Genomic DNA, 16,177 nt, shown 5'->3' with positions numbered 1-16,177 from the left:
ACGCTGGCAAGTGCAGGCAGGTAAAAACGCCGCCAAAGCCACAGAAGATTTGCAGCAAACGCCGACTGCATCACAATATGACCGCGCTTATTACCGCGGTTTTGTTTGCTAACAAGTCGTGTATGAACTGAAAATCCGTGACAGAAAAACCAGACTCACGGAAACAGAGAATCGGCGTTGACCGCGTGCAGGAACAGACCGCAGAAATCACGTGTGAGACAGCGTGCAAAGTAACGCTGAAGCCCAGTCACCCCCCATTAATCACTCCGGACGATACTAAGCACATGAATCCTCAATCGAGCTATGCGAAAGACGAACTTATTGCCTGTGGCCACGGCGATTTGTTTGGTCCGGGGAATGCTCAGCTGCCCGTGGGCAATATGCTCATGCTCGATCGGATCACGCACATCAGCTCCGAGGGCGGTGCCCACGATAAGGGTCAGATTATTGCCGAGCTGGATATACACCCGGATCTCTGGTTTTTTGACTGTCATTTCCCGGGGGACCCCGTGATGCCCGGCTGCCTCGGACTCGATGCCATGTGGCAATTGGTGGGGTTCTTTCTGGGCTGGCGGGGCAACCCCGGTCGCGGACGGGCTTTGGGCTCCGGTGAGGTAAAATTCACAGGGCAGATCCTGCCATCGGCTTCGAAAGTGACCTACAACATAGACATTAAACGCGTCATCGAGCGAAAGCTGGTGATGGGTATCGCAAACGGTACCGTCAGCGTAGACGGAAAAGACATCTATCACGCCTCTGATCTTCGCGTCGGGCTATTCCAATCGACGGAGAGCTTTTAAGTCATGCAACAAGCCATGGGACGACGAGTCGTTGTCACCGGTCTGGGGATCGTGTCCTGCCTCGGCAATGACGCAGAGACGGTAACTCAGGCGCTTCACGATGGACGTTCGGGCATCAGCACTAACCAGGCCCAGATCGATGCTGGCATGCGCTCCCACGTCGCGGGTGCTCCGGACATAGACTTTAAAGAACATATCGATCGCAAGCAGCTTCGTTTTATGGGTGCTGCAGCGGCTTACGCCTACATAGCGATGCAGCGATGCATCGCCGATGCCGGCCTGAGTGACAGTGAAATATCTAACGACCGGACGGGCATTATCGCCGGCTCCGGCGGCGCCTCCTCCGCCAGCCAGACCGAGGCTGCCGACATCCTGCGCGAGCGGGGCCTGCGCCGGGTGGGACCCTACCGGGTGACCCAGACCATGGGGAGCACCGTCTCCGCCTGTCTCGCCACCCCCTTCAAGATACGTGGTGTGAACTACTCGATATCGTCGGCCTGCTCCACCAGTGCTCATTGCATTGGCAATGCCATGGAGCAGATTCAGCTGGGTAAGCAGGACCGTGTGTTTGCGGGCGGTGGTGAAGAGCTTCACTGGACCATGAGCAGTCTTTTTGACGCCATGGGTGCCCTCTCGACCAAGTATAACGACACACCGGAGAAGGCTTCCCGCGCCTACGATGCGGACCGCGATGGCTTTGTGATCGCCGGCGGCGGCGGCATGGTGGTACTTGAGGCACTGGAGGTCGCCCAGGCCCGCGGCGCGAAAATCTACGCAGAACTCGTTGGTTACGGCGCAACATCCGATGGTTACGATATGGTCGCACCCTCCGGGGAAGGCGCCGTTCGATGCATGCAACAGGCACTAGCAACCGTGGAAGGCCCCATCGACTACATCAACGCCCACGGCACCAGCACACCCGCAGGCGATATTCAGGAGCTCAAAGCGGTGCGGGAAGCCTTTTCGGATAAGGGTTACACACCGGTAATCGGTTCCACGAAGTCCCTGTCGGGACACTCCCTCGGCGCAGCCGGGGTCCAGGAGGCGATCTACAGTCTGTTGATGCAGAAAGCGGGCTTTATCGCGGCCTCGGCAAACATCGAAAATCTCGACCCGGAGGCTGAGGGCATGCCCATTGCGCGGGAGCGTCACGACAACCAGGAGCTTCAGCGGGTAATGTCCAATAGTTTTGGCTTCGGGGGCACCAACGCGTCCCTGGTTTTTCAGGCCTTTAAGGACTGATTCCCGCTTACACGCGCTGACACCCACTGACACCCGCTAACACCTAAAGACGCAGGCCGTAGGGCACAGCGCAGAGGGCTGCATCACGGGAGCATGTCGTCCAGCCTCATAACCTGAAGCCATTGACCGTTCTCGATGGTCTCCCCCACGGGAACAACAGCCAGGGCATTACTGGCGGACAGGGAAGAGAGCACACCCGAGCTCTGATTGGCATAGGGAGCCGCCCAGAGTTCGCTATCCCTCTCCGACAGCGAGACACGCAGATATTCCTGACGGCTGCCCGGGCTTGCCACCGTAAAGTCCGCTCGCGCCCGCAGTGTGATCGGTGGCGCTTCTCGACGCCCCTGCAGAGCACACAGATAAGGGCGCGCCAACAGCAGAAACGTGACGAATGCGGACGAAGGATTGCCGGGAAGACCGATAAACGGCGTGGCCGCCACGTGGCCGAACGCAAAGGGTTTGCCAGGCTTTATCGCAATACGCCACAGGTCGATCTCACCGAGGGCTCTGACCGCGTCGCGCACGTGATCGGCCTCCCCCACCGATACTCCACCACTGCTCACAATCACATCGGCCCTCGCGGCCGCGTCCAGCAGCGCCTCCCGGGTTGCCTCGGGGGTATCGCGGACAATCCCCAGATCCAGCACCCCGCAACCCAGGGTACTGAGGAGACCCACGAGCATGGGACGGTTGCTGTTAAAAATCGCACCGGGGGGTAACGCGCCGGAACCGGGCTCCCGCAATTCGTTGCCCGTCGATAAAAGGGCTACCGTGAGTTTCTGGAATACGGGCACCTGAGCGATGCCCTGAGAGGCCAGAAGACCGATGTCCTGAGGTCTGAGCCGCCGTCCCGAGGGAAGGAGCCGGCTTCCCGCCCGACAGTCCTGACCTTTACGGCGGATGTGCTGCCCGGCCCGGATCTCGCCGGGCAGCTCGGCAACGCCATCCACCAGGCCCATATCTTCCTGCATGACCACGGCATCAGCACCCGCAGGAATCTCTCCGCCGGTGAAAATTCTCGCGACGCTGTCCTCTCTCAGAGTCGAGGCCGCATCGCCGGCCGCGACGCGCTCGCTAACCGGTAGTTTGCGTCCGGCATCCCTGGCCCGGAGGGCGTAGCCATCCATAGCGCTATTATCGGCGGGAGGCACGTCAATAACCGCATGCTGATCCTCCGCCAGAATTCTGTCCAGGGCAGCCTGCAGAGATACCTGCTCAACCTCGGGGCAAGTGGCGACACGGGCAAGGAGTTGCTCCAGGGCTTCGCTCAAGGGAAGAAGAGGCGTCACGGAACAGACTCAGAGATTGTTGAGCACGCCCACAAAATTGCAGGGGCGGTGACGGCTGTCCAGCTGATCCTTCAAAATGCCGTTCCAGGCGGTCCGGCAGGCGCCCGTGGATCCGGGCATGCAGAATATGGCGGTGCGATTTGCCAAACCCCCGAGGGCCCTGGACTGCACCGTAGAGGAACCGATCTCGGCGAGAGACAGGCCACGAAACACCTCACCGAAGCCCTCGATGGTCTTATCAAAAAGAGGAGATACCGCCTCCGGGGTTGAGTCCCTCCCTGCAAAGCCGGTGCCCCCCGTTACCAGAATCGCCTGCACGCTGGCGTCAGCAATCCATTGGGAGAGCACCGCCCGGATGGCGTAGATATCATCAGGCGTTAAAGCGCGCTGAACAAGCTGATGTCCCGCCTCCAGGGCCGCCTCTGCGAGAAAATCCCCCGAGGTATCGTTTTCCGGCCCTCGGGTATCTGACACGGTGAGGACGGCGATGCCGAGGGGAACAGGCTCATTTGCTGCGGAATCTGATGGTTTGGATGGCATGGCGGTCAAGCCACCTCCTCTGTTGTTTCGCTGGCGATGTAATCTTTCACCGTGGCGTTCATGAAGCCACGCCAGGGCACCTGCTTGATGGCGAAAGTGTCACGCAATCGACTACAGTCAAAAAACCGTGTTTCGGCATTCTCGTCCGCACGCTTGTCTTTAGCGCTAATAACAATGTCACCACAGTCGCGATACTGACTCATGGCAGCCAGCGCCGCCTCTGCAAAGGCGTACTCCGTGGTGCGGTCACCGGAACTATAGTGATAGACACCTCTTGCCTCTGCTCCGACGCTCAGCTGATCGAGCATTGCCGCGAGGACCCGCGCCACGTCAGCACAGGCAACCGGTGTAAAAACATTCTGATCATCGAAACTGGCCTGACGCTCGCTGGTCATGTGGGACAGCATCCGCGTCAGAAAATTATTGTCAGCACTCGCAAACAGGGGCCCCGTCCGCAAGACAATCGCTGAGGGCGCGGCCTGAGTGACCCGCGTCTCTGTCTCGATAATCTGAAAGCCGGGCTCGTCAAAGGCATCAGGCGCATCGAATTCCCGCAGGCTCCGGGTGCCCTGCCCCGAAAACACAAGATCACTGGAAAGGAGCAGATACGGTATTGCGCTGTGCTCGCAGGCTTTTGACAGCCAATGGGCGCGCTCGATATCCGTGGACTGGGGGACTTCTCCCGTGGCGATCTGCCAGGCGAGGCGCAGGTCCACTACTGCTTGAGGTTTATCCTTCCGGGCGGCCTTCTTGGCCTGCCGTTCGCTGCGCCAACGTGCCGCGGCGGTAGTGAGCTGCACCCCCTGATGACGCCCCCATTGAGCAAAAACGACGTTAAGTGCCGTGCCCACGGGATTGTCCGCACCAATAAGGAGAACGTCCACGACTACTCAGCGTCCCCCGTGCCGACAACGACTGCCTGCCCCGGGGCGGCACAGCATCCCGACCTTCTGCACCGAAGAGAGGCCGGACGGGGCGTATCTCAAGGACAACATTGATGATGGGTTCGAGGTTGTGATCGAGAAGGTCAACAGGGATGTCATCGAGGGTGTCTCGAATGAGGCATCGGATAAAACAGACGGGGGCGCATAGCAAGTCGCCCTAGAATGGAATGTCGTCGTCAATATCACCCATGGCTGCCGGCTGCGACGAGGGGGACGAAGATGAAGGAGACGGTGATCCGCTCTGAGGGGCAGCGCCCATTCTCGATCCACCACCACTCGCTTCCGGATAGCTCTGATCAAAGCCGGCATCGTTGCCTCCGCCGCTCCCGCCGCGGCTATCGAGCATTTGCATCTCGTTCCCGACGATTTCCGTGGTGTAGCGGTCCTGTCCCGACTGATCCTGCCATTTTCGGGTCCGGATGGAGCCCTCAACGTAAACCTTGGAACCTTTTCGCAGGTACTCGGCGGCCACCTCTGCAAGGCGGTTGAAAAACACGATGCGGTGCCATTCAGTGCGTTCCTGCGGCAGCCCCGTCTGCTTGTCTTTCCAGGTCTCAGAGGTGGCCAGACTGAGGTTGGTCACGGAGCCGCCGGAGGGCATAAACCGCGTTTCAGGATCTGCGCCCAGATTGCCCACAAGAATCACTTTATTGACGCCGCGCGAAGCCATATAGCTATTTCCGAATCTTAAGAAAAAGGCCGATCAATATAGCAATCCACCCCCTGAATTGCGACAGCATAAACGCTCAGAAAGCGCTGGCTGCGGCCCCGGATTCAGAGCGGGGAGCGATGCGCCAGATCAATAACAGCCAGAGAATCGCCGCCGCTATCACCAGCCACAGGAGCGCCGGCAGCCCTCCGGATCCGTAGACCAACCCCCCCGTGGTCCCGCCGGCAAAAGCACCGAGAAACTGGCAGGTGGCGTAGATACCCATAGCGGTCCCCTTACCGTGGGCAAACACGGCCTTACTGACGAGGGACGGCAACGCCGCCTCAAGGTAATTCACCGCTGTGAAGAAGCCACACAATGCGGCATAGAGCAGCAGCGTATTCTTGCCGAGGAACAATGCCGCCAGAGACAAGGGCATGATCAGCACCGTCAGTTTCAGCGCCAGCCCGGGCCGGCCTCCCCGTTCGGAAAGTCGCAAAAAGGGATACATACCCAGGAGGGACACCACCAGCACCGGGAGATAGACCCGCCAGTGGGAATCCCGGGGAACCCCCATACTCCCTTCAATCACCGCCGGCACGACCAAAAAGGAGGCCGTCAGCATAAAGTGGAGCAGGAACACGGATCCATTCAGCCGCTGTAAGACGGGATCTTTGAGTACGGGTCGGAACATATTGCGATCCGCGCCCACACCCTCGTGGGTGCGGGCTACCGCCGAGGGAATGCCCAGAAGGACGATGGCCATACCCAGCACCGCCAGCGCCGCGGTCATCCAGAACACCGCCGCCAGGCCGCCCCAGGCCGCGAGGAGCGGGCCGCAGATCAGCGCCAGGGCAAAGGAGAGGCCGATGCTGATGCCGATCACGGCCATGGCCTTGGTGCGCTGCTCCTCCGAGGTGAGGTCCGCAGCCAGGGCCATCACCGATCCGGAGATGGCACCGGCACCCTGCAGCGCGCGGCCCACGGCAATCATCGGCACGCTCTCCGCCAGCGCCGCCACGACGCTACCGAGCACAAACAGCGCGAGGCCGCCGAGGATAACGGGCTTGCGGCCGATTTTATCCGAGAGCCAGCCAAGGGGAATCTGCAGCAGGGCCTGGGTGGCACCGTAGGCGCCGAGAGCCACACCAATCATCAATGGCGATGCACCCAGCATGTCCGCGGCATAGAGCGCCAGCAGGGGCAATGCCATGAACAGACCGAGCATGCGAAAGCTGTACAGGAGCGCCAGGGCAGCTACGACGCGGCGCTCCAGCGCTGTCATGGGATGAGTTGTTAGCAAGTCAGAGGTACCTCACGAATGGCGCGAATGGTAACAGTTTTTCAGCGGCCTCCGACCATCCATGGCGTCATCGCCGGCGTATATTTAATCGGTTTTCTGACTATTCTTTGTTCGCCCCCGGCCGTCACCTTATACTGGGTGGCTTTTGCCTGTTAATGCGGAAATCAGCATGGATACAATTCAACTGCGTGGTGCGCGCACGCACAACCTGAAGAATATCAACCTCGATATTCCCCGGGATAAGCTGGTCGTCATCACGGGACTATCGGGTTCAGGGAAGTCCTCCCTCGCCTTTGACACGCTCTATGCGGAAGGTCAGCGGCGCTATGTGGAATCCCTGTCCACTTACGCGCGCCAGTTCCTGAGCATGATGGAAAAACCCGATATCGATCATGTGGAGGGACTTTCGCCGGCGATCTCCATCGAACAGAAGTCCACGTCGCACAACCCCCGGTCCACCGTGGGCACCATCACGGAAATCTACGACTATCTCCGACTGCTGTTTGCCCGGGTCGGCAAGCCTCACTGCCCCACGCACAAACGCCATCTCCAGGCGCAGACCGTCAGTCAGATGGTGGATACGGTGCTGGCGCAGCCCGAGGGTGCGAAGCTGATGTTATTGGCGCCTGTGGTTCGCGAGCGGAAAGGCGAGCATCACCATGTGTTTGAAGAGCTGCGCGGCGCCGGCTTTGTCCGTGCCCGGGTAGACGGCAGCGTCAGGGACCTTGACGATCTGCCCGATCTGGATAAAAAGAAGAAGCACAGCATCGAGGTCGTGGTGGACCGCTTTAAGGTGCGGGATGACCTCAAGCAGCGCCTCGCGGAGTCTTTTGAAACAGCGCTGGAACTGACGGACGGTTTAGCCCTGGTGGTGGACATGGACGGCGAATCGGCCGATCTGGTGTTCTCAGCGCGCTTTGCATGTCCCGAGTGCGGCCACAGCATTAACGAGCTGGAGCCACGCCTGTTCTCCTTCAACAACCCCGCGGGCGCCTGTGGAAGCTGCGACGGCCTGGGCGTCAGGCAGTTTTTTGACCCCCAAAGGGTCGTTCTGTTTCCCGAGGCCAGCCTCGCCGAAGGCGCGATCCGGGGCTGGGATCGCCGCAACGTGTACTACTTTCACATGCTGACGTCCCTGGCCAGCCACTTTGGCTTTGATATCGATACGCCCTTTGAGGAACTTTCGGCAAAGCACCGCAAGATTATTCTCGAGGGTAGCGGCAAGGAAGAAGTCAGTTTTTCCTATGTCAACGATCGCGGGGACGTGTTCAAGCGCTCCCATGCCTTTGAGGGCATCATCCCCAACATGGAGCGACGCTACCGGGATACAGAGTCCCAGTCCGTACGGGAAGACCTGGCAAAATTTCTGACCACAGCCCCCTGCGCCGAGTGCGGTGGCAGCCGTCTTTGTGAGGACGCGCGGCATGTCCTCGTAGACGACCGCAATCTGCCCGAGATTACCGCCTTACCGGTAGGTCAGGCAGAGGATTACTTCGCCGCCCTGGATCTGAAAGGCAGAGACGCGGAAATCGCCGATAAAATACTCAAGGAAATACGTGCCCGATACCGTTTTCTTGTCGATGTAGGGCTTAACTACCTGAGCCTTGATCGCAGCGCCGAAACCCTTTCCGGCGGCGAGGCACAGCGGATTCGCCTGGCCTCCCAGATCGGTGCCGGACTCGTAGGCGTAATGTACATCCTCGATGAGCCGTCTATCGGCCTGCACCAGCGCGATAATGAACGTCTCCTGCGCACCCTCACGCATCTTCGGGATCTGGGCAACACGGTGCTCGTGGTAGAGCATGATGAAGATGCCATTCGCACCGCAGACCACATCATCGACATCGGCCCGGGTGCGGGTGTCCATGGCGGCACTGTTGTGGCCGAGGGCGATGCCCAGGCCATCATGGACGAGAAAAACTCTTTGACGGGTGCGTATCTCTCCGGGGAGCGGTGCATCGAAGTCCCCGAGAAGCGCGTAGGCAAAGATGACGACAAACTCCTTCGTCTCAGCAAAGCATCCGGCAATAACCTGCAGGAGGTGGATCTGGAGATTCCTGTAGGCCTCCTGACCTGCGTAACCGGCGTGTCCGGCTCCGGCAAGTCAACGCTGATCAACGCGACCCTGTATCCCCTCGCAGCCACAGCGCTGAACGGTGCAACCACGCTCACGCCGGCAGCCCACGAAGGCATGGAGGGTCTTGAGCACATCGACAAGTGCATCGATATCGATCAGAGCCCCATCGGACGCACGCCCCGGTCCAATCCGGCCACCTACACCGGAATCTTTACCCCGGTACGGGAGTTGTTCTCGGGCACCCAGGAGGCCCGTTCCCGGGGCTATAAACCCGGGCGCTTCAGTTTTAACGTAAAGGGCGGCCGCTGTGAGGCCTGCCAGGGCGACGGTGTCACCAAGGTTGAGATGCACTTCCTCCCGGACATCTATGTGCCCTGCGACATCTGTAAGGGCCGGCGCTACAACCGCGAAACCCTGGATATTCGCTACAAGGGCAAAAATATCCACGAAGTGCTGGATATGACCGTCGAAGATGCCCTGGCGTTTTTTGAGGCGGTCCCGACGATCGCCCGCAAGCTTCAGACTCTCATGGACGTGGGGCTCAGCTACGTGCGCCTGGGCCAGGCCGCCACCACCCTCTCCGGCGGTGAAGCCCAGCGCGTTAAGCTCTCCCGAGAGCTGTCAAAGCGGGATACGGGCCGCACACTTTACATTCTTGATGAACCCACCACGGGCCTGCACTTTGAGGACATCCGTCAGTTACTTCAGGTGCTTCACAGGCTTCGGGACCATGGCAACACCGTGGTTATCATTGAACACAACCTCGACGTCATCAAAACCGCCGACTGGATCGTCGATCTCGGCCCCGAGGGTGGCAGTGGTGGCGGCCAGATCATCGCGACGGGCACGCCGGAGACTGTGGCCAAGAACAAGCAGTCGCATACAGGGCATTTTTTGAAGCCCATGCTCGGTACGAACAAGCCTGGCAAGAGTAAGGCGGCTTGATCTGCCGCAGTATCGATACTGCGTAGCCTAAGTCCACGCCAGCGCCGCCGCAGGCCTTGCTGCGCGTCGCGCGGGGCGCTCCTTATTGCTTCGCAAGACCTCCACCGACGCTGGCTGGGCTCGTGCTCTCGGCAGGTATGTAGCTTGGTGCTTCGCGACGCGCTACAGAGCACACAGCGCGCGGAATAGAACGCTACCGCTCAATAACTTCGGGCAGCAAAGTGAAGCCGGACCTACAGCCTGGCGTCCGCGGGTGACACCATGCCTGTTGTGGAGCAATCAGGAGCGCCCTGCGCGACGCGTAACAACAGGTGTGGTGTTATCCGCAACCACTCGTTTAATAAAACCGGCCTCGAGCAATGGGCACAAAAAAACCGGGCTATTGCCCGGCTTCTCGTAAGCTTTGTGAACGGTCTAAGCCAACCGGCTTATTCTTCGCCAGCGTCGTCGTAGCTCTCGGGCTCGGGACGATCTACGAGCTCCACGTAAGCCATGGGTGCCTTGTCCCCGGTACGGTATCCGCACTTTAGAATGCGGATGTAGCCGCCAGGACGCGCCTGGTAGCGTGGACCCAGCTCCGTGAACAGCTTGCCCACAGCAGCCTTGTTGCGCACGCGATCAAAGGCCAGGCGGCGGTTCGCAACGCTGTCGTTTTTCGCCAGCGTGATGAGGGGCTCTGCATAACCACGAAGCTCTTTCGCTTTAGGCAGGGTAGTACGAATCAGCTCATGCTCGACCAGAGATATGGTCATGTTACGAAACATGGCTTTCCGGTGTGAGCTATTGCGGTTTAACTGACGTCCGCTTTGACGATGACGCATTTTTCCAGTCCTTTACTCGGCGTCTCTCGACGCCCTGTTGTCTTTTGTGTACGTAGCTTTTCTTGCAAATCTTTACAACTATATTTGCAAATGCCGGGGCGGACTCTTTGCCCGCCGCTCAGCCCTGATCAGGCGCTCAGCACCTTCTCATCATTCCGGAGACTGGCCGGTGGCCAGCTCTCAAGTCGCATGCCCAGAGACAGACCGCGCGATGCCAGTACGTCCTTGATCTCTGTCAGTGACTTCTTACCCAGGTTCGGGGTCTTGAGCAGCTCGACTTCCGTGCGCTGAACCAGATCACCGATGTAGTAAATGTTCTCAGCCTTCAGACAGTTTGCAGAGCGCACAGTCAACTCGAGGTCGTCTACGGGACGGAGCAATACGGGATCCACTTCGTCTTCAGCATCGCTGGTGACCGCCTGCGTCTCACTCTGCAGATCCACAAACACGCGAAGCTGATCATTTAGAATCGTGGCGGCGCGACGAATTGCTTCCTCGGGATCAATCGTGCCGTTGGTCTCCAGATCGAGTACCAGCTTATCGAGGTCCGTTCGCTGTTCTACCCGCGCCGCTTCTACCACGTAGGAAACCCGCATTACCGGCGAGAAAGTGGCATCCAACTGAAGACGACCGATGGAGCGCGTCTCTTCTTCAGGGTTCTCACGGGCATCCGCCGGTGAGTAACCACGACCGCGAGCAATGGTCAGCTTCATATGAACCGCAGACTTGCTGTTCAGAGTGCAGATCAGGTGCTCTGGATTACAGATTTCAATATCATGATCAGTCTGGATGTCTGCCGCTGTAACCGGGCCTTCGCCTTCCTTGCTCAGTACCAGCTCTGCTTCGTCCTTGCCATTCATGATCAGCGCGACACCCTTGAGATTCAGAAGAATCTCGATCACATCTTCCTGAACACCCTCAATCGCGGAGTACTCGTGTAGCACACCATCGATTTCCACCTCGGTAATGGCGCAGCCGGGCATGGAAGAAAGCAGGATACGACGCAAAGCGTTACCCAGCGTGTGTCCAAAACCACGCTCCAGGGGCTCAAGGGTTACCTGAGCACGGGTCTTGCTCTTTTCCGCAACGTTAATCTTGCGAGGAGTCAGTAAATCTTTAACTGATGATTGCATCTATGGCACCTGTATGTGTGTTCGGAACGATCGGCTCTGGATACTCTGAAAAGGCGCTCAGCGCCCTTTCTTACTTGGAGTACAGCTCGACGATCAGGTTCTCGTTGATCTCAGAAGTCAGTTCCTGCCGATCCGGCGCAGCCTTGTAAACCGCCTCCAGCTTCTCGACATTCACGTCAATCCACTCAGGCTCACCGCGCTGTGCGGCGAGGGCCATTGCCGACTGCACACGCAGCTGCTTTTTAGCCTTCTCGCGCAGGGACACTACGTCACCTGCCTTAACCTTGTAAGACGCGATGTTCACAACCTTACCGTTCACCAGGATCGCCTTGTGAGCGACCAGCTGACGTGCTTCGGAGCGCGTGGAGCCGAAACCAATGCGATAAACCACGTTATCCAGACGGCTCTCGAGAAGCTGAAGCAGGTTTTCACCGGTCGCGCCCTTCAGGCGAGCAGCCTCCTTGTAATAGTTGCGGAATTGCTTTTCGAGCACTCCGTAAATACGACGTACCTTCTGCTTCTCGCGCAGCTGCACGCCGTAATCGGACAAACGTCCACGGCGAGCACCATGCTGCCCGGGGACAGACTCCGGCTTACACTTCGATTCAAGCGAACGAACGCCGCTCTTCAAAAACAGGTCAGTGCCCTCGCGGCGAGCGAGCTTACACTTTGGGCCAATATAACGAGCCATATTCTTGCTCCCTCTTAAACGCGACGCTTCTTGGGCGGACGACAACCATTGTGGGGGATCGGCGTCACGTCAGTGATATTGCTGATCTTGTAACCACAGGCATTCAGGGCACGGACGGCCGACTCGCGACCAGGTCCCGGACCTTTTACCTGTACATCTAAATTCTGAAGACCGTACTCTTTAGCCGCTTCACCGGCGCGCTCTGCTGCAACCTGTGCGGCAAATGGCGTGCTCTTACGTGAACCACGGAAACCTGACCCACCGGAGGTGGCCCAGCTCAGGGTGTTGCCCTGACGATCGGTGATAGTGATGATGGTGTTGTTAAATGACGCATGAATGTGCGCGATTCCATCAGCGATGGTGCGCGTGATTTTCTTGCGCGTGCTCTTGGCACCTGGCTTAGCCATGTATCTAATCCTGCTTAATATCAACACTGCACTGCGGTGCAGCTACACTAATTAAGGACTCACTGTTAACGCCGGTATCAGACCGGCGCGGAATTAACGGCGAATCGGTTTTCTTGGTCCCTTACGGGTACGCGCATTGGTCTTGGTGCGCTGTCCGCGAAGCGGCAGGTTACGACGGTGGCGAAGACCACGGTTACAACCCAGATCCATCAATCGCTTGATATTCATGGAGACTTCCCGGCGAAGGTCGCCCTCGACGGTCAACTCACCCACTTTGTTACGCAGCACGTCGAGCTGATCTTCTGAAAGATCTCCGACACGGGCGCTCTCTTCTACGCCGCTGGCCTCGCAAATGCGCTTGGCCTGGGTACGCCCTACACCAAAAATATAGGTGAGGGAGATTACGGCGTGCTTGTTGTCGGGTATGTTGACCCCGGCTATACGAGCCATTCACTTATCTCCGAAAAACTGTATACCCGCATCGAACCCGGCAGATTGTGCCTGCCGCGACGCGAGATTGCGAAACCCTGAAAAAAGGCGCGCGATTTTAACGATTTCGTTGCCAGAACGCAATGCCTGCAACCCTTAGCCCTGACGCTGCTTGTGACGAGGATCTGTGTTGCAGATCACGCGAACCACACCCTTGCGACGAACGACCTTGCAGTTTCTGCAGATCTTTTTTACCGATGCTCTAACTTTCATCTTCTTACTCCCAAACAGGTCCGGTTCTTAACGAACACGGCCCGCGCTTCCATAATTCTTCAGATTGGCCTTTTTCATCACCGAGTCGTACTGGTGAGACATCATGTGGCTCTGCACCTGCGCCATGAAGTCCATGACCACTACAACGACGATGAGCAGCGATGTACCGCCCAGATAAAAAGGTACGTTCCAGGTCACCACCAGAAACTGCGGCAGTAGACATACCAGGGCAATGTAGGCAGAACCAAACACCGTGAGTCGCGTTAACACGCCATCGATGTAATTAGCCGTCTGCTGACCCGGACGGATACCGGGCACAAACGCTCCGGACTTCTTCAGGTTATCTGCAACTTCCTGGGGGTTGAACATCAACGCCGTGTAGAAGAAGCAGAAGAACACGATAAATATGGTAAACAGCAGAATGTTCAGGGGCTGCCCGGGACCAATAGCCACCGCGAGATCCTGGAGCCAGTCGGCGCCACCGGACTGCCCGAACCACTGGGCAATGGAGGCGGGGAACAGCAGAATGCTGCTCGCAAAGATCGCTGGGATCACGCCCGCCATGTTGACCTTGAGGGGCAGATGCGAGCTCTGCGCCTGATACATCTTCCGCCCCTGCTGTCGCTTGGCGTAATTCACGGTGATCCGGCGCTGACCCCGCTCAATAAATACAATCATGTAGATCACGGCTATCGCCAGGGTGAGGATCAGCAAGAGGGCCAATATGTTGATCTCTCCCTGCCGGGCCTGCTCCAGAGACTGACCAATGGCGGATGGCAGGCCGGCCACAATTCCCGCGAAGATCAGCAGAGAAATACCGTTACCTACACCCTTCTCGGTGATCTGCTCGCCGAGCCACATCATGAACACGGCGCCGGTAACCAGGGACGTGATCGCAATGATGAAGAACAGCAGGCCCGAGTTGTAGCTCATGCCCTGGTTCGCCATACCCACGGTCATGCCCGTCGCCTGCACGATGGCGAGTACCACCGTCAGGTAGCGCGTGTACTGACTTATCTTGCGTCGCCCAGCCTCACCTTCTTTCTTGAGCTGCTCCAACTGGGGTGTCACCGCGGACATCAGCTGCATGATGATGGATGCAGAGATGTACGGCATGATGCCCAGGGCGAGAATACTCATACGCTCCAGAGCGCCGCCGGAAAACATATTCGCCAGTCCCAGAATGGTGCCCTGATTCTGGTTAAAAAGCGCCGCGAGCTGATTCGGATCGATACCCGGCACAGGAATGTGCGTACCGATGCGGTACACAATTATCGCGACCAATACAAAACGAAGGCGAGCAAAAAGCTCGCCCAGTCCGGCACGGTTTGCTGAGGGTAACTCGGCCATCAGTTTCTCGTTGTCGCTCCCAAATACCTAATATCTTTACGCAAGCAGTAATCCGAAGACCTAGTCTTCGATCTTGCCGCCAGCCTTTTCGATCGCTTCGCGGGCACCCTTACTCACGGGAATTCCCTTCAACGTTACCGCTTTTTTGATCTCACCAGACAAAAACACGCGTACACGCAGGACGTCGTCACGAACAACATCGGCGCTCTTCAGTGCTTCAAGATCAATCACTTCACTATCGACCTTGTTCAACTCACCCAATCGAACCTGGGCAGTCGTGCGAGAAATACGCGAAGTAAAACCGTACTTGGGCAGACGTTTCTGGAGAGGCATCTGACCACCCTCAAAGCCTGGTGCCACAGTGCCACCGGAGCGAGACTTCTGGCCCTTGTGTCCACGGCCGGCCGTCTTGCCCAGGCCGCTGCCGATACCACGGCCGACACGCTTTCCTGCCTTGCGCGAACCGGGAGCCGGGCTCAGGGTGTTGAGTCGCATTGTATCGCTCACGCCTGTTCCTCCACGTTCAGCATATAGCTGACTTTGTTAATCATGCCGCGTACCGAGGGGGTGTCTTCCACCTCCACCGTGTGTCCAATGCGGCGCAGTCCCAAACCGGCTACGCAGGCGCGGTGATTCTTTAACCGCCCGTTGCTGCTCTTGGTCAGGGTGACCTTAATCGTTGCCTTAGCCATGACTCGCTAATCCGTGTTGTTGCACAAAATTGGTGCTGAAATTACTTAAACTACTGGAAAAACAGCCCTTAAATAGCCTGTTAACCGTAAATCTCTTCGACGCTCTTTCCACGCTTGGCAGCCACCGACTCGGGAGATGCCATATCACGCAGACCATTGAAGGTGGCTCGCACCACGTTCACCGGGTTTGTGGAGCCATAGCATTTGGCCAGAACGTTGTGGACACCGGCGATCTCGAGAACCGCGCGCATGGCGCCACCAGCGATCACGCCGGTACCTTCAGAGGCAGGCTGCATGTACACCTTGGAAGCACCATGACGTGCCTTGATGGGGTACTGGATCGTCCCGTTGTCGAGATCCACCTGAATCATGTTGCGTCGAGCCGCTTCCATTGCTTTCTGAATGGCAACAGGCACTTCACGCGCCTTGCCACGGCCGAAACCAACGCGACCCTTGCCGTCGCCAACAACAGTAAGCGCGGTAAAACCAAAGATCCGGCCGCCCTTCACTACTTTTGCCACACGGTTGACCTGAACCAGTTTTTCCTGGAGATCGCCGTCTTGCTGCTTCTGATCGTTAAACGCCATCGTCT

Annotated in this window: 18 protein-coding genes; 3 read left to right on the top strand and 15 right to left on the bottom strand. The window is 58.1% G+C overall.

Going from position 1 to position 16,177, the window contains the following annotated elements:
* Nucleotides 1–284 precede the first annotated feature (284 nt).
* Both fabA and fabB read left to right on the top strand, forming a co-directional pair.
* Nucleotides 285–800, top strand: coding sequence for a 3-hydroxyacyl-[acyl-carrier-protein] dehydratase FabA (gene fabA / locus KT71_RS04800; protein ID WP_008292576.1), 516 nt, complete (start codon nt 285–287; stop codon nt 798–800).
* A 15-nt stretch (nt 801–815) separates the two neighbouring features.
* Complete coding sequence (fabB, locus tag KT71_RS04795; RefSeq protein WP_008292577.1) at nt 816–2,042, top strand: beta-ketoacyl-ACP synthase I; 1,227 nt, start codon at nt 816–818, stop codon at nt 2,040–2,042.
* 83 nt (nt 2,043–2,125) lie between these two features.
* On the opposite strand, the gene KT71_RS04790 is transcribed toward fabB, so the two are convergent.
* From KT71_RS04790 to KT71_RS04770, 5 genes are all read right to left on the bottom strand, one after another.
* Nucleotides 2,126–3,331, bottom strand: coding sequence for a molybdopterin molybdotransferase MoeA (locus tag KT71_RS04790; RefSeq protein WP_008292578.1), 1,206 nt, complete (start codon nt 3,329–3,331; stop codon nt 2,126–2,128).
* Between the two features lie 9 nt (nt 3,332–3,340).
* Complete coding sequence (moaB, locus tag KT71_RS04785) at nt 3,341–3,871, bottom strand: molybdenum cofactor biosynthesis protein B (protein WP_008292579.1); 531 nt, start codon at nt 3,869–3,871, stop codon at nt 3,341–3,343.
* A gap of 5 nt (nt 3,872–3,876) precedes the next feature.
* Nucleotides 3,877–4,755 carry a sugar nucleotide-binding protein gene (locus KT71_RS04780; RefSeq protein WP_008292580.1) on the bottom strand — a complete coding sequence of 293 codons (879 nt, stop codon included), beginning with the start codon at nt 4,753–4,755 and terminating at the stop codon, nt 3,877–3,879.
* 217 nt (nt 4,756–4,972) lie between these two features.
* Nucleotides 4,973–5,485, bottom strand: a complete 513-nt coding sequence (gene ssb, locus KT71_RS04775) for a single-stranded DNA-binding protein (protein ID WP_008292581.1) — start codon at nt 5,483–5,485, stop codon at nt 4,973–4,975.
* A 76-nt stretch (nt 5,486–5,561) separates the two neighbouring features.
* Complete coding sequence (locus KT71_RS04770; RefSeq protein WP_008292582.1) at nt 5,562–6,749, bottom strand: MFS transporter; 1,188 nt, start codon at nt 6,747–6,749, stop codon at nt 5,562–5,564.
* A gap of 187 nt (nt 6,750–6,936) precedes the next feature.
* Between KT71_RS04770 and uvrA the strand changes: the two genes are divergently transcribed.
* Nucleotides 6,937–9,789 carry an excinuclease ABC subunit UvrA gene (gene uvrA, locus KT71_RS04765; RefSeq protein WP_008292583.1) on the top strand — a complete coding sequence of 951 codons (2,853 nt, stop codon included), beginning with the start codon at nt 6,937–6,939 and terminating at the stop codon, nt 9,787–9,789.
* A gap of 428 nt (nt 9,790–10,217) precedes the next feature.
* Here the strand turns inward: uvrA and rplQ are convergent, their stop codons facing one another.
* The 10 genes from rplQ to rpsE all read right to left on the bottom strand — a co-directional run bounded on the left by rplQ (nt 10,218) and on the right by rpsE (nt 16,172).
* Nucleotides 10,218–10,610, bottom strand: coding sequence for a 50S ribosomal protein L17 (gene rplQ, locus KT71_RS04760; RefSeq protein ID WP_023659968.1), 393 nt, complete (start codon nt 10,608–10,610; stop codon nt 10,218–10,220).
* 128 nt (nt 10,611–10,738) lie between these two features.
* Nucleotides 10,739–11,743 carry a DNA-directed RNA polymerase subunit alpha gene (locus KT71_RS04755; protein WP_008292585.1) on the bottom strand — a complete coding sequence of 335 codons (1,005 nt, stop codon included), beginning with the start codon at nt 11,741–11,743 and terminating at the stop codon, nt 10,739–10,741.
* A gap of 70 nt (nt 11,744–11,813) precedes the next feature.
* The gene (rpsD, locus tag KT71_RS04750; RefSeq protein ID WP_008292586.1) at nt 11,814–12,434 is read right to left on the bottom strand and encodes a 30S ribosomal protein S4; all 621 of its coding nucleotides are present in this window, start codon (nt 12,432–12,434) and stop codon (nt 11,814–11,816) included.
* Nucleotides 12,435–12,448: 14 nt separating this feature from the next.
* On the bottom strand, nt 12,449–12,841 hold the full coding sequence (rpsK, locus tag KT71_RS04745) for a 30S ribosomal protein S11 (protein ID WP_008292587.1): 393 nt from the start codon (nt 12,839–12,841) through the stop codon (nt 12,449–12,451).
* A gap of 93 nt (nt 12,842–12,934) precedes the next feature.
* Complete coding sequence (gene rpsM, locus KT71_RS04740; RefSeq protein ID WP_008292588.1) at nt 12,935–13,291, bottom strand: 30S ribosomal protein S13; 357 nt, start codon at nt 13,289–13,291, stop codon at nt 12,935–12,937.
* A gap of 135 nt (nt 13,292–13,426) precedes the next feature.
* The gene (gene rpmJ, locus KT71_RS19995) at nt 13,427–13,543 is read right to left on the bottom strand and encodes a 50S ribosomal protein L36 (RefSeq protein WP_075998814.1); all 117 of its coding nucleotides are present in this window, start codon (nt 13,541–13,543) and stop codon (nt 13,427–13,429) included.
* A 27-nt stretch (nt 13,544–13,570) separates the two neighbouring features.
* Nucleotides 13,571–14,893 carry a preprotein translocase subunit SecY gene (gene secY / locus KT71_RS04735; protein WP_008292589.1) on the bottom strand — a complete coding sequence of 441 codons (1,323 nt, stop codon included), beginning with the start codon at nt 14,891–14,893 and terminating at the stop codon, nt 13,571–13,573.
* A gap of 60 nt (nt 14,894–14,953) precedes the next feature.
* A complete protein-coding gene (gene rplO / locus KT71_RS04730; protein WP_008292590.1) occupies nt 14,954–15,388 on the bottom strand; it encodes a 50S ribosomal protein L15 in 435 nt (144 codons plus the stop codon).
* 8 nt (nt 15,389–15,396) lie between these two features.
* Nucleotides 15,397–15,585: a 50S ribosomal protein L30 gene (gene rpmD, locus KT71_RS04725; RefSeq protein WP_008292591.1), complete on the bottom strand. Its 189-nt coding sequence runs from the start codon at nt 15,583–15,585 to the stop codon at nt 15,397–15,399.
* A gap of 80 nt (nt 15,586–15,665) precedes the next feature.
* On the bottom strand, nt 15,666–16,172 hold the full coding sequence (gene rpsE / locus KT71_RS04720; RefSeq protein WP_008292592.1) for a 30S ribosomal protein S5: 507 nt from the start codon (nt 16,170–16,172) through the stop codon (nt 15,666–15,668).
* Between the last annotated feature and the right edge of the window lie 5 nt (nt 16,173–16,177).

Source organism: Congregibacter litoralis KT71 (assembly GCF_000153125.2).
Classification (GTDB): Bacteria; Pseudomonadota; Gammaproteobacteria; order Pseudomonadales; family Halieaceae; genus Congregibacter; species Congregibacter litoralis.
Note: the sequence above shows the minus strand (reverse complement) of the source record. Positions and strands in the feature narration are given on the sequence as shown.